Annotated in this window: 12 protein-coding genes; 9 read left to right on the top strand and 3 right to left on the bottom strand. The window is 37.9% G+C overall.

What is annotated here, in order from left to right; genetic code table 11:
* Positions 1 to 199 precede the first annotated feature (199 nt).
* Together OK414_RS13815 and OK414_RS13810 are read left to right on the top strand one after the other, a co-directional pair.
* Positions 200 to 1,903, top strand: a complete 1,704-nt coding sequence (locus tag OK414_RS13815; protein WP_034651521.1) for an NAD-dependent malic enzyme — start codon at positions 200 to 202, stop codon at positions 1,901 to 1,903.
* Between the two features lie 12 nt (positions 1,904 to 1,915).
* Positions 1,916 to 2,872 (top strand): AEC family transporter, encoded by a 957-nt coding sequence (locus OK414_RS13810; RefSeq protein ID WP_237892366.1) that lies wholly within the window; start codon positions 1,916 to 1,918, stop codon positions 2,870 to 2,872.
* 45 nt (positions 2,873 to 2,917) lie between these two features.
* Here the strand turns inward: OK414_RS13810 and OK414_RS13805 are convergent, their stop codons facing one another.
* Both OK414_RS13805 and OK414_RS13800 read right to left on the bottom strand, forming a co-directional pair.
* Complete coding sequence (locus tag OK414_RS13805) at positions 2,918 to 4,096, bottom strand: NAD(P)/FAD-dependent oxidoreductase (protein ID WP_013057328.1); 1,179 nt, start codon at positions 4,094 to 4,096, stop codon at positions 2,918 to 2,920.
* 33 nt (positions 4,097 to 4,129) lie between these two features.
* Complete coding sequence (locus OK414_RS13800; RefSeq protein ID WP_013057327.1) at positions 4,130 to 4,582, bottom strand: DUF1641 domain-containing protein; 453 nt, start codon at positions 4,580 to 4,582, stop codon at positions 4,130 to 4,132.
* Positions 4,583 to 5,011: 429 nt separating this feature from the next.
* Here OK414_RS13800 and OK414_RS13795 point away from each other — a divergent pair, with 429 nt between their 5' ends.
* The 5 genes from OK414_RS13795 (at position 5,012) to OK414_RS13775 (ending at position 8,778) form a co-directional block, all read left to right on the top strand.
* Positions 5,012 to 5,428 carry a hypothetical protein gene (locus OK414_RS13795; RefSeq protein ID WP_013057326.1) on the top strand — a complete coding sequence of 139 codons (417 nt, stop codon included), beginning with the start codon at positions 5,012 to 5,014 and terminating at the stop codon, positions 5,426 to 5,428.
* Complete coding sequence (locus OK414_RS13790; protein WP_013083425.1) at positions 5,425 to 6,708, top strand: ammonium transporter; 1,284 nt, start codon at positions 5,425 to 5,427, stop codon at positions 6,706 to 6,708. The genes OK414_RS13795 and OK414_RS13790 overlap by 4 nt, the downstream gene beginning before the upstream one ends.
* Before the next feature lie 133 nt (positions 6,709 to 6,841).
* The gene (locus OK414_RS13785) at positions 6,842 to 7,039 is read left to right on the top strand and encodes an IDEAL domain-containing protein (RefSeq protein WP_013057324.1); all 198 of its coding nucleotides are present in this window, start codon (positions 6,842 to 6,844) and stop codon (positions 7,037 to 7,039) included.
* A 186-nt stretch (positions 7,040 to 7,225) separates the two neighbouring features.
* The gene (locus OK414_RS13780; protein WP_263045855.1) at positions 7,226 to 8,230 is read left to right on the top strand and encodes a hypothetical protein; all 1,005 of its coding nucleotides are present in this window, start codon (positions 7,226 to 7,228) and stop codon (positions 8,228 to 8,230) included.
* Between the two features lie 170 nt (positions 8,231 to 8,400).
* On the top strand, positions 8,401 to 8,778 hold the full coding sequence (locus OK414_RS13775; protein WP_016764375.1) for a hypothetical protein: 378 nt from the start codon (positions 8,401 to 8,403) through the stop codon (positions 8,776 to 8,778).
* A gap of 40 nt (positions 8,779 to 8,818) precedes the next feature.
* Here OK414_RS13775 and brnQ read toward each other — a convergent pair whose 3' ends face one another.
* Positions 8,819 to 10,174 carry a branched-chain amino acid transport system II carrier protein gene (brnQ, locus tag OK414_RS13770; protein WP_034651532.1) on the bottom strand — a complete coding sequence of 452 codons (1,356 nt, stop codon included), beginning with the start codon at positions 10,172 to 10,174 and terminating at the stop codon, positions 8,819 to 8,821.
* Positions 10,175 to 10,560: 386 nt separating this feature from the next.
* Here brnQ and OK414_RS13765 point away from each other — a divergent pair, with 386 nt between their 5' ends.
* Positions 10,561 to 11,832: a cation:dicarboxylate symporter family transporter gene (locus tag OK414_RS13765; RefSeq protein ID WP_014459829.1), complete on the top strand. Its 1,272-nt coding sequence runs from the start codon at positions 10,561 to 10,563 to the stop codon at positions 11,830 to 11,832.
* A 108-nt stretch (positions 11,833 to 11,940) separates the two neighbouring features.
* Positions 11,941 to 12,978, top strand: coding sequence for a M42 family metallopeptidase (locus OK414_RS13760; RefSeq protein ID WP_016764372.1), 1,038 nt, complete (start codon positions 11,941 to 11,943; stop codon positions 12,976 to 12,978).
* Positions 12,979 to 13,218: the final 240 nt, after the last annotated feature.

The raw sequence follows: 13,218 nt of genomic DNA, 5'->3' as shown, positions 1-13,218 counted from the left end.
GAACGATGAATCGTTCGGATTTTTTATTGTTAGGTTGAACGTTGTTAGGTCTCATTTATCCCGTTTGTCGTCTTTAGATTGGATTGATGTAGTTATGGCTCAATCTCTTTTTTGTTTTCATTAAAAATAAATGGTTAAAAATATATCTCTTTGCTGACCCTAACCCTATCTAATTGTTTAGGAAAAGAGGTAAAAAAACATGAGAGCATATAAAATAGAAAAAGGTGGGTCAATTTCAACTTCACTAAAAGGAAAATCAGTTTTATCCACTTCTTATTTAAATAAAGGTTCTGCTTTTACTGAAGAAGAGAGAGAAGAGCTTCATCTGCAGGGACTTCTTCCTCCAACGGTTTTAACGTTAGAAGAACAGGCAAAAAGAGCATATGAGCAGTTCAAAAAAGCGCCGAATGATCTTCAAAAAAATAATTCGTTAAATGATCTGCATAATCGGAACGTTGTCTTATTTTATCGTTTATTAAGCGATCATTTAAGTGAAATGCTTCCCATTATTTATACGCCTACTGTAGGTCAATCCATTCAAGAATACAGCCATGAATACCATCGACCTGACGGACTATATTTATCCGTAAATGAAGCGGATCGGTTAAGTGAGGCGATTGAAAACTTAGGACTCGACGGCGAAGATATTGATTTGCTCGTTGTAACGGATTCAGAAAGTATTCTCGGCATTGGGGACTGGGGTGTAGGAGGGATAAATATTGCCGTTGGAAAGTTAGCGGTCTACACAGCGGCAGCGGGAATTGATCCAAGCCGCGTACTGCCTGTTGTTCTTGACATGGGGACCAATAACAAAAAGCTTCTTGAAGATCCTTTGTACTTAGGAAATCGTCATGAACGAGTAAAAGGAGAAGACTATAATCGCTTTATTGCTCAATTTGTAAAAGAAATAACGACCAAGTTTCCTAAAGCGCTTCTTCATTGGGAGGATCTTGGGAATATTAACGCGCGTCACATTATGAAAGAATACGGCGATAAAATTTTAACGTTTAATGATGATATTCAAGGAACGGGAGTGATTACTCTTGCAGCCGTTTTAACAGCGGTGCGTATTACAGGAACGCCCCTAAAAGATCAGAGGGTTGTTGTATTTGGACCGGGATCTGCCGGAATCGGGAATGCTGATCGTATTCATAGTGCGATGATGCTTGAAGGGCTATCTGAAGAAGAAGCGTATGATCGTTTTTGGGCATATGATTACAGAGGTCTGTTAACCGAAGATATGGAAGATTTAGCTCCTTTTCAACAGCCGTATGTTCGCCAAAATGAAGAGATTAAAGAATGGGAAAAAGACGATGAAAATAAAATTTCACTGTTGGAGCTTGTCAAGCAAGTGAAGCCGACTATTTTAATTGGAACATCAGGCGTCACGGATGCTTTTACCGAAGAAATTATTAAAGAAATGGCAAAGCATGTAGAGCGTCCGGTGATTATGCCGCTTTCAAACCCAACTAAACTTGCTGAAGCTATTCCAGAAAATATTATAAAATGGACGGAAGGAAAAGCCCTTATTGCAACGGGAAGTCCATTTGAACCCGTTGAATATAACGGGCACACTTATGAAATCGGACAGGCTAATAATGCTTTTGTGTTTCCGGGTCTTGGTTTAGGTGCAATTGTGGTTCGCGCTCAAAAGTTTACTGAATCTATGTTTGCAGAAGCAGCCAATGCAGTAGCGCGTATAGCAGAAACAGACACAAAAGGAGATACGCTTCTTCCCAACATTAAAGATCTTCAAAAAGTATCAAAGGCGGTTGCTGTAGCAGTTGCTGATGCTGCTGTAAAAGATAACGTAGCAACTGTTACCAAGCAAAATGTAACTGAACTTGTAGAAGCAGCGGCATGGCAGCCTGTTTATAAACCGGTTAAGGCAAGAAATGAATGAGGTGAATGATAAATGAGCATAGGTCAAATTTTTCTCATTCTCGCGCCTATCTTTTTTGTCATTTTGCTTGGTTATTTAGCAGGGCACTTTAAAAAATTTGATAAGCAAACGTCTAAGGGGCTCAACACATTAGTAACGAAGTTTGCGCTTCCTGCACACTTATTTGTAGGTGTAACGACAACTCCAAGAAAAACACTCATAGACGAATGGCCGTTTTTAGTAGCGCTGATTTTAGGAATCGTCGGGTTTTACATCATTATATTGCTCGTCGTGAAGTATGCAGGGAAGCATACGTTAACTTCTTCTTCTATGTTTGCCCTAAACTCAGCTCAGCCAACGTTTGCTTTTATGGGCATTCCAGTACTCGGAGGATTGTTCGGTGCAGGCGCCGTAGCGATTCCAATTGCCATAACAGGAATCGTAGTAAACGCGATTTTAGACCCGCTGGCAACGATTTTAGGAACCGTTGGACAACGGGGGCGAAAAGAAGGGGAAGAGAAAACAAGTTTATTCAAAGTAACGGTTCATTCCATTTTGCATGGTTTATCTGAGCCTTTGGCATGTGTACCGTTAATTGGAGTGATTTTAACGCTTTGCGGCTTTCAGTCACCTAAACTTTTACAGGATATGCTTGATCAAATCGGAAGTATCACATCGGGAGCAGCTTTGTTTGCGGTAGGAGTAACGATTGGAATTGGAAAAATTAACTTCAGTAAAGGTGCGCTTGGGATCGCCGTCTTAAAAGTAGCGGTTCAACCCATCGTTATGCTCGGAATTGCAGTATGGATAGGATTATCTTCAGATGAAGTGACAAAAGCTATTTTGCTGGTAGCTTTTCCTGGGTCTGCTGTAGCTGCGATGATTGCTTTGCGGTTTGAAAGCTTGGAAAACGAAACCGCATCTGCTTTTGTCATTAGTGCTATTTTATCGTTGATTACGCTGCCGCTTCTTATTTCTTGGCTTATGTAAATAAAAAAACGAAAGAGGAGAATTCCTCTTTCGTTTTAAGACGGATTAATAAGCTAATGCAAATAATCCTTTGATATGAGATAAGTAACGAACGTTACTTGCTTCTTTCATAAGTGATGCTGGTAAACCTTTTAATTGCGTTTTGTTTCCGCCGATTGTACCAATTGCATCTTTGCGTCCAAGACTTCCTAGTGTACCAGAGAAGACAGGAACGAATGATTCCATTGCTCCGCCGCGAATAGCTACTGCTAAGTTCACGCCTACAACTTCACCCATTTGCCAAGCTAATTGAGCAGTAGGTGGGTAAGGGCGACCTTCTGGACCCATTACAACCGCTGAGTCACCAGCAAGGAATACATCTTTATGAGATGTAGATTGTAAGAATTCATTTACAAGTGCACGACCGCGGTTTACTTCGATACCTGAGTTAGCAACTACAGAATTACCTTGAACTCCGCCAGTCCATACCATTGTTTTTGTTTCAATTTTGCTGCCGTCTTTAAGTTCAACAGTTGTAGCATCCATTTTTGTTACAGGTGTACCAGTAACAAATGTAACGCCACGTTTTGTTAAGCTTGATTGAGCGCGCTCTACTAATTCAGCAGGGAAGCCTGGAAGAACTGTAGGAGCTGCTTCTACACAGTATAGAGAAATTTCTTTTGGATCAACACCGTGTTTTAGACATAGGCTTGGCATTAAGTCAGCGTATTCACCAACAAGTTCGATACCTGTTAATCCGCCGCCGCCAACTACGATTGTACCGTCAGCTTTATTTTTTGTTTTGCTGTATTCAGCGATACAAGCTTCTACGTGTGCACGTAAACGGTTTGCATCATTTACTGATTTAAGAACGAAGCTGTGCTCTTCTAAACCAGGGATACCGAAGTAAGCAGTTTCACTACCTAAAGCTGTAACAAGGTAGTCGTAGCTTAATTTTGTACCATCTTCAAGAGATACTTCACGTTGATCTGGTGAGATTTCTTTTACCGTTGCAATTTTTAAATCAACGTTGTAGTTTTTAAGTAATTTATCAAGTGGTAAAGCTACCGCTTGTTCAGAAACGCCGCCTACAGCTAGACGGTGTAATTCTGTAATGATTTGGTGAGTAGCAAAACGGTTCACTACTGTAATTTTTGCTTCATCCGCACTTAGGTGTTGGCGAGCTGTCATTGCAGTTAATAAACCACCGTAACCGCCGCCTAAAATTAAAATATGTTTTGACATAGTCGATCCTCCGTCCACACTTTTTAATGAAAATTATTTTTGTTTTTCGTTTGTAATGTCTAAATACGCTTGTGCAAAGCGGAATAGTTTTTGAGCTTGTGGATCTTTAAGCATGCGTAATAAACCGAATAAACCGATTGAATTAGAAGCATTTGCTTCTGCACGATCGTTTGCTTCGATTGCAGTAGCTGCAAGACCTTTTACTGTTCCTTCTACCGGCTCGATAAATTCTTTTACTCCACCAAGTAGATCTTCTTTTAATACGTCGTCAGTTAATAATGATTGCGCAACGTCGTAAGTTTTTGTAAGCACCGTTACCATTTCAGATAATTTTGGTAAATTATCTACAAGAACAGTAAGAGCTTCTTGTACTTCAGGCTTTAACAATTGATCTAACACATCCGCTTGACCTTTGTTAACTGCCGCTTCTGTTTGTACAGCAGCATTTTCCTCTGCAGCTGATTTTTGAATAGTTGATTGAGACATGAAAAGTCCTCCTTTGCTGGATACTGTTGCATATGTAGTTCCTAGTTATCTGCTAGACTTTCAAACTACATTGTGAAGTTGTGAAATCTTGCACATAATTCTATTTTAATTTTAATACGAGATAAAATCAACTCATTTCGTTGAAAAAATAAGTGAAGAACCTCGTAACCCTATGTTTAATAAAAGTTTATAAGAAATAAAGTGAATAATTGCCTAGGTAAATAAAATTAAAATAGGGAACTAACATGATTCCTCTTCCTACGATAAAACAAATAACGTCATATTTCAACACATACGGACTTAATATTCTATAAGTATTAAAAAGATAGGGCGCATTTACTATTTAAAGAGTTTTCAAAAAATTACATTGACTTACTATAGTGTTCTACATATAATCAGAATATAACATCTTATGTAAGGAGATATAACATGGTTATAGTGGATGAACTTTATCATAATGTGGTCATTACATTGCCTCAATTAAAATTAATTGAATTTATAATGAAGTTAAAAGAAGCTAAAGCACAAGAAATAGAAGATATAAAAACGAAAATTAGTAAATACGAAGAGAAGAAACGTGCTGAAGAAGCTTGGTATCAATCACTATCGCCGTTTCGTAAATTTTTTACCGGGCGTCCTTTAAGTCAGCATCAAGCGGTCGAGTATATGGTATACGTAAAGGAACGCTTTAAAAAAATTGATCACCTTAAAGCACAAATGCGAGAACTTCATGAAGTTCTTGAATTAATAAAAGCGGAAAATGAAGAAACAAGTGAAATTACACTTTCGCCTGCTATTGTACAAGAAATAAAACGATTAAAAAGCAGTGGAGGCGTTGGGATATGAGTGTTAATGAACTAAGTTTAGGGATAAATACAACGTGGGTCGTGTTAACAGCGGCGATGATTTTGTTAATGGAAGGCGGCTTTGCCTTGCTAGAGGCAGGTTTTGTCCGCTACAAAAATAGTGTGAATATTATTATGAAAGTATTCGCTGATATTACAATAGGAACGCTTTGTTTCTATTTAATTGGTTTTGGATTAATGTACGGAGATGATTTAGGCGGAGTTGTCGGTAAAAGCGGTTTTGCGCTATCAGGTAATTTATCGCACCTTGACATTCCAATTGGGCTTGAAACGTTTTGGTTGTTTCAATGTGCATTTGTTATTGCGGTCATTTCTATCGTTTCTGGAGCAGTGGCAGAACGAATTAATTTCCGTGCATACCTTTTATATGCGATTTTGATGACTACATTTATCTATCCTATAGCCGGCCACTGGATCTGGGGAGGCGGATGGATTAGTAAGTTAGGGATGCTTGATTTTGCCGGTTCGGCGGTTATCCATGCTCTTGGTGGTTTTTCAGCTTTAGCAGCTGCAATAATGATTGGACCGAGAAAAGGGAAGTTCACGAAAAATGGAATTAGTTCTGTTTCTCTTCCCAGCAATTTGCCGCTTGCATCAGTGGGTGCTTTTTTATTATGGTTTGGATGGTTCGGGTTTAACGCAGGAAGTACGCTAAGTGCCACTGACGTTAGAATTGGTCACATTGCTATTGTCACAATGTTATCAGCAGCAGCAGGCGGAGCAGCTACTTTATTTTATACTTTATTTCGCTACAACCGTTCAGATGCACCTTCTGTAATAAATGGATCGCTTGCTGGACTGGTTGGCATTACGGCCGGGTGCGCTTTTGTTAACACACCATCTGCTATTTTTATTGGAGCTGTATCTGGCTTATTAATGATGGCAGCTACAAACTGGCTCGAAGCACGTCAAATCGACGATCCTGTAGGAGCTTTTCCTGTACACGCTGCTTCGGGAATATGGGGCACGTTGGCTGTAGGTTTGTTTTCTACAGACGGCGGTGTGTTTACAGGAGGAGGCTGGACGTTACTTGGAGTTCAACTTCTTGGATTAATCGCTCTATGCGCTTGGGGATTTGTTACGACGTGGATAGGGTTAAAGGTTATTTCCTTGGTGGTTCCGCTTCGATCTACGGAAGAAGAAGAAGAAGTGGGCTTAGATATCAGCTACCACGGTATCATGGCAGCTCATCAAGCTCCTGAATTTATTGAATATGAAAATTACTATGCGGAAGTAAAAGAAAAAGCCTCAGATTCGTAATAAAAGGCCGCGCTTTATAACAAAAGGGCGGCCTTTTTATGTGAAAAAAATAGATTTAAAATACTTGGTTTAAATGATTGAAAAGTCAGAATATTTGTGTTATATTATAAAAAAGCCAAGGAGTTGATTTCTTATGAAAAAGAATTTACTTAATTCACCGCAAAAATCCAACGGAAAGGTGCTTGATGCATTATTCGCTGAGATGATTTTAGACAAGGCGATTGCAGAATTTCGTAAAGCACAGCTAAAAGAAGAAATCGACCGCACGCTATTGATGAAAAATAAAGAAGAGTTTTTAAAACTCTCATCAGAACTTAAACAAATTTCTTAATTACTTACTATACTTCACACACCATCTATTTTTAGGTGGTGTGTTTTATTTTTGAGACCTACTAAAAGGGATTAATTAGTAATAATTATGAATATATTCCTATTTAAAACTTTATTTACATTAATTGTATTGACCTCTTTTGTGGATTTTTTTAACATAAATAAGAATTAAAGAGGAGGGGTTTGGTTGGGACATCTATTATTAGTAGATAGCTTGATTGCGGGTATTGTTTGCATTGTGTTAGGAATTTTATTTAGAGCTCATAAAACAAGCAAATTTTTGTATGGCATAGGGATTGTGTTTGGTCTTATTTTTGTCATCGGGACGGTCACTCATTCTCCATCTAATACAGAAACTTCATCATCAGTTACAGCTGAGAAAGTAGAAGCAAATCAAAAAGACAGTAAAGACATATCAGAACTTAAAGCTCTCGTTACTAAGGGAATGACAGATAAGGAATTTCAAAAAGAAAAAGAGAAAGCCGTTTTTCAACAGTCAGACTTAATTGCGTTAGGTAACGGAGAAGTCGGATATGTAATAAAAGCTGAAGACGGTTACGTTGTAGCTGATACGAATGGCAAAACCATTTCAAGCGTTGAAACGTTTAAAACGGCTGATGAAGTAGAACAGTATGAATTAAATGAAGTTAAAAAAGTATATAAAGATGTAAGGACAGTTGATGCTCATTATACGGCTTCAGATTTAGAAAGCTTAGAAGATTTCGATCAAAAAATTAATGAAGTGCTAAAGCGCGTCAATCTTACAAAAAAGGAGTTTAATGAACTAAAATTAAAGGATGTTAAAACATTAACTTCTCATGAAATAGAAGTAATGAAGGCTATACGTGACTCTGTTTCACCCCTTACAAAAGATACGCTGCTGCAAAAAACGATCCCTGCTAAAGATATTGAAAAGTATGTAGATGGATCTTATACGGCAGTGGGAGGATATGTAGCTAAAGCTGAAGATGTTCATGATATTGCTTCGTACAAAGATTTTGTTGAAAGCTTACGTTTAGATTACACCGATGGTTCAGGTAAAAGGCCGTTTCCTGAAGAAGGATCGACGTACGGTGTAATCAAATTCAAATCGCAAGCGGTAAGCCATGTTGATATTCCCTACGGAACTGTGTTCGGAGGAAAAACAATAGACGGACCTCCATGTACGCTTAATGGGTTTACAGGATCTTGAAACGGGGAAACCGTTCCAGAGTTCAAATTTGATAACTATTATCCACCAGCAAACGGAGCGGAACTATACCAAGTGGTAAATGGGGAAGAAGTACTTTTAGCTACCTATGTGGCAGAAGAAAAACGATTTGTGCCAGCGGTTGCTAATCCAATGTAAAGGACTGGTTTTTTGTGATTCGAAAAGGTTTGTATGCAGCATATAATGAACGGGATTACGAATGTTATGAAACGGAAAACGGGTGTGTAAAGCTGATTAGCTATGATAAAGGCGATGTAGCAAATGGATTCATTTCATACAATGACACGACTTTTACAAAAGAAGTTCCTCGTGATGCTGTTGAAGAAGTGTTTTTTGTAGCTCCGTATGCTACTTATCAAAATGAAACGTTTGGTGTGTCAGATGCTTCTGATCGTCGAGTGCTTTTGACCACATCTGAAAAAGAAAAAGCTGATAAATATCATTTTCAACGAACGGATAAATATCTATACGAAAAACATGTGTTAAAAGAAGAAGTGAAGTTAATGGAGAAAAAAACTCCTTACTCATAAGACGCCATAATAAAAAGAGGATGCACTCGCATCCTCTTTTTTATTTAATCAATTTTCTTGAAGTGTTTCTGTTCGTATTATCATTTGTACGAAGGAAGGTAATGCCAAGACCGATTAATCCTCCTACAATAGCAGGAACTACCCAGCCGAGACCCACTCCATACATAGGTAGGATCGATGTAAACAGATCGTTTACTGCCGCAATTTTGAATCCAGCAGCATTTAAGCCATCAAATAAACTAACGATAAACGTGAACAGAAGGCTTACTTGGTAAACTTCAGAACGTCCTTTAAATAAAGGATGTAAGAATGTTAAAGCAATTAACACAATAGCTAACGGATAAATAGCTGTTAAGACCGGAACCGAAATAGCGATTAATTCTGTTAAACCAAAGTTTGCTACAACAGCGCTGAATGCTGATAAAATGACAGCAATCAACTTATAAGAAACCCTTGGAAACAGCTTATGGAAGAAAGATGAACAAGATGTTACAAGGCCTACACTTGTTGTTAAACAAGCAACGGTAATCATCAGACCTAAAAGAATTCCTCCATAAGAGCCAAAGTAGTAATTTGATACTTCAGCCAAAACCGTACCTCCGTTATCAAGACGTCCAAGCTCTGATACGCTTGAAGCACCCATATAGGACAATGCACTATAAATAAGAGCTAAAATAACGGCAGCGATAGCCGTAGCTTTTGCACAAATTGTGATGATTTGTCGGTTAGTTTTTGCTCCTTTTTCTTTAATTGCATTAATAATAATAATTCCAAAAACAAATGATGCTAGTGTATCCATTGTTAAGTAGCCTTCTTGGAAGCCTTTAAAAAATGAGTGTGTTGTATAAGCTTCGCTTGGTGCTTCAAATTTCCCAATTGGGTTCACAACAGCTACAACTACCAATATTCCAATAAACGTTAATTTAATAGGTGTTAAAACTTTTCCTACTAAATCGACAATTTTCGCAGGATTTAGCGAAAAAAAGCAGGTAATAGTAAAGAAAATTACCGTGAAAATAATAAGGGGAAGATGCCCTGGATTTTCTGATAAAAAAGGCTTAACGCCAATTTCGAACGAAACGCTTCCCGTTCTTGGCATCGCAAAAAGCGGTCCGATTGCCAAGTATAAAATCGTAGTAAAGATAATACCGAAAGCTGGGTGTACGCGACTAGCTAAAGACTGCAAATCCTCTTTTCCGGAAAAACCAAATGCGAGAACGCCTAGAAGAGGCAGACCTACACCCGTTACTAAAAATCCAGCGTTTGCTGACCAAATATTGCTTCCAGCAGACTGACCTAACATTGCAGGGAAGATTAAATTACCTGCACCGAAGAATAGGGCAAAAAGCATAAAGCCAATAACCACTATAAATGAAAAAGGAACTTTGTTTGACACGTTAAAACCTCCAAAATTATAAATGCTTTTTATTATCGTGTTGAATAATTAAAATTTTCAGAATTTTATATTCGAATAATAAAAATAAACATGTATCGTATTATACTAACCTAAAATGCATATTTCAATATAAAATTTTATTTTTTTAATTTATTCGCTGAAATAGCAAAAATAGAAAAATACTTAGCAAAAAAATCTCAATATACAACAATTATTTGATATGATAAAACAGAACCGTGGCTTTTAAAAATTCGCATGTGCGGCCTTACATCCTTTTAGTAAAGAACTGTTTACATAAGGTGCTGTAAGGATGTATATTTATACACGGTTCGCGGAACCGCATATGCTCGATGGATGAAAGTCAACTGTGCGAAAGGAGCAAGAAAGTGAAAAGGTTAGGTCTAGCAACTCAGATTCTAATTGGACTGATTTTAGGCGTAGCTGTAGGTGCAATTTTTTATGGAAGCGATACAGCCATTTCTATTTTACAGCCGGTTGGAGACATATTTATTCATTTAATTAAGATGATTGTCGTACCGATTGTGATTTCAGCATTAATCGTAGCGGTCGCAGGAGTAGGCGATATCAAAAAATTAGGTAAGCTTGGCGGAAAAACAATTCTTTATTTTGAAATTGTTACAACTATTGCTATTGTAGTGGGGATTATTGCCGCGAACTTATTCCACCCTGGTGCAGGGGTTGATATGGGACATATTGAAAAAAGCGATATTTCTCAATATGAGGCAACGGCAAAAACGTCTGAAAGTACAGGGATTGCTCAAGAGCTTCTTCATATTGTTCCGACAAACGTCTTTCAATCCGTAGCAGAAGGCGATCTTTTACCAATCATTTTATTTTCCGTACTGTTTGGTGTAGGCGTAGCTTCGATTGGAGAGAGAGGAAAACCTGTTTTAGCCTTTTTTGAAGGCGTCTTGGATGCAATGTTTTGGGTAACTAATTTGGTGATGAAATTTGCTCCAGTAGGTGTATTTGCACTTATTGGTGTTAATATTATAAAGTTTGGTGTCGGATCACTTATTCCATTAGGAAAATTAGTGTTCGCCGTTTACTTCACCATGATTTTCTTTGTGCTTGTGGTTCTTGGAATTATTGCTAAAATGGCTGGAACAAGCATGTTTACGCTGATAAAAGTGTTAAAAGATGAGCTGCTTCTTGCTTTTACAACGGCAAGTTCAGAAGCCGTTTTACCATCTCTTATCAAAAAGATGGAAGACTTCGGTTGTTCTAAATCGGTTACATCGTTTGTTATTCCAACAGGCTACACGTTTAACTTAGATGGTTCAACCATTTATCAGGCCCTGGCATCGCTATTTATTGCTCAAATGTACGGCATCGACCTTTCCATTATGGATCAAATTCAGCTCCTTCTTGTGCTAATGTTAACTTCAAAAGGAATGGCTGGTGTACCAGGGGCATCGTTTGTAGTTGTACTTGCTACACTTGAATCTATGGGCTTCCCTCTTGAAGGCATGGCATTTATTGCAGGAATTGACCGCATTCTTGATATGATGCGTACCACAGTTAACGTAGTAGGAAATGCTTTAGCTGCAATTGTGATGTCGAAGTCTGAAGGCGAATTTGATAAGCAAAAATCATTAAATTATACAAATGAATTAAAGAAATCAAACATAGCTTAAAACAAACAAGCCGGGCAGCTGCCCGGCTTGTTTTGTTTGGAGCTGCCTGTTATCTTTTTTGAAACATATGGTAAAATAAAAGAAATGAGAGACAAAGGAAGTGTCATAATGACGGAAACTGTTCAGTTAATTAAAAAGCTTGTTTCGATTCCCAGTCCTTCTGGAAATACAGAAAAGGTAATTTCATTTGTCGAAGACTATGTAAAAGAGCTAAATATTCAAACGTATCGCAATCGAAAAGGAGGCTTAGTCGCTACTATTCCCGGTAAAGATACAGATCACCACCGCATGCTGACGGCTCATGTCGATACATTAGGTGCTATGGTAAAAGAAATCAAACCGAGTGGACGTCTGAAAATCGACTTGATTGGAGGGTTTCGTTACAATTCTATTGAAGGAGAATATTGTGAAATTGAAACTTCATCAGGAGAAGTATTTACAGGAACCATCCTTATGCATCAAACATCTGTTCATGTGTATAAAGATGCAGGGAAAGCTGAGCGAAATCAAGAAAATATAGAAATTCGATTGGATGAAAAAGTACATAGCGCAGAAGATGTTCGCAGCCTTGGAATTGAAGTCGGCGACTTTGTTTCGTTTGATCCTCGTGTAGAAATAACAAAAAGCGGTTTTATTAAATCTCGTCATCTCGATGATAAAGCAAGCGTAGCTTTATTGCTTCAGCTCATGAAAACAATTCAAGAAGAACAGATCGAACTGCCATACACTACGCATTTTCTCATTTCAAATAACGAAGAAATTGGATACGGAGGAAATTCGAACATTACACCTCAAACAGTAGAATACTTAGCGGTTGATATGGGTGCTATGGGAGATGGACAATCTACCGATGAATACACCGTGTCTATTTGTGTAAAAGATTCAAGCGGCCCATATCATTACGGTTTGAGAAAGCATTTGGTGGAGCTAGCTAAGCAGCATGATATTCAGTACAAATTAGATATTTATCCGTTTTACGGGTCAGATGCTTCTGCTGCTATTCGTGCTGGACATGATATCGTACACGGCTTAATTGGTCCAGGAATTGATTCTTCTCATGCGTTTGAGAGAACGCATCAAGATTCATTAAACCATACGTATAAGCTTCTTTATCACTATGTGCAGTCGAACATGGTTCTGTTTTAAGAAAGGAATATTTAATTAGTGTATTTTTATGCAAAATAAAGAGAAGTACGGGATTGTGATGTCTGTACTTTCCTTTCCTAAAAAAGAAGCCGGCTGTCCGGCTTCTTTTTTTTAATAAATACTATATATTTTTTACTGGTGAAGCAACAGTTGGTTAAAAAGCACCTTTTTAAAGAGGTGTAATATTGCTTAAACCTTTTGTACATTTTGTTCATTTACAGAAGTTAAAATGTTTTTAAA

This window comes from Priestia sp. JV24 (assembly GCF_025910025.1).
Classification (GTDB): domain Bacteria; phylum Bacillota; class Bacilli; order Bacillales; family Bacillaceae_H; genus Priestia; species Priestia megaterium.
This window is presented reverse-complemented; position numbering and strand designations above follow the sequence as displayed.

Excerpts from the sequence above, each read along its gene's own strand:
- OK414_RS13805 (WP_013057328.1), bottom strand. The coding sequence starts at position 4,096 with ATGTCAAAACATATTTTAATTTTAGGCGGCGGTTACGGTGGTTTATTA.
- OK414_RS13800 (WP_013057327.1), bottom strand. The coding sequence starts at position 4,582 with ATGTCTCAATCAACTATTCAAAAATCAGCTGCAGAGGAAAATGCTGCT.
- OK414_RS13795 (WP_013057326.1), top strand. The coding sequence starts at position 5,012 with ATGGTTATAGTGGATGAACTTTATCATAATGTGGTCATTACATTGCCT.
- OK414_RS13810 (WP_237892366.1), top strand. The coding sequence starts at position 1,916 with ATGAGCATAGGTCAAATTTTTCTCATTCTCGCGCCTATCTTTTTTGTC.
- OK414_RS13760 (WP_016764372.1), top strand. The coding sequence starts at position 11,941 with ATGACGGAAACTGTTCAGTTAATTAAAAAGCTTGTTTCGATTCCCAGT.
- OK414_RS13785 (WP_013057324.1), top strand. The coding sequence starts at position 6,842 with ATGAAAAAGAATTTACTTAATTCACCGCAAAAATCCAACGGAAAGGTG.
- OK414_RS13790 (WP_013083425.1), top strand. The coding sequence starts at position 5,425 with ATGAGTGTTAATGAACTAAGTTTAGGGATAAATACAACGTGGGTCGTG.
- OK414_RS13815 (WP_034651521.1), top strand. The coding sequence starts at position 200 with ATGAGAGCATATAAAATAGAAAAAGGTGGGTCAATTTCAACTTCACTA.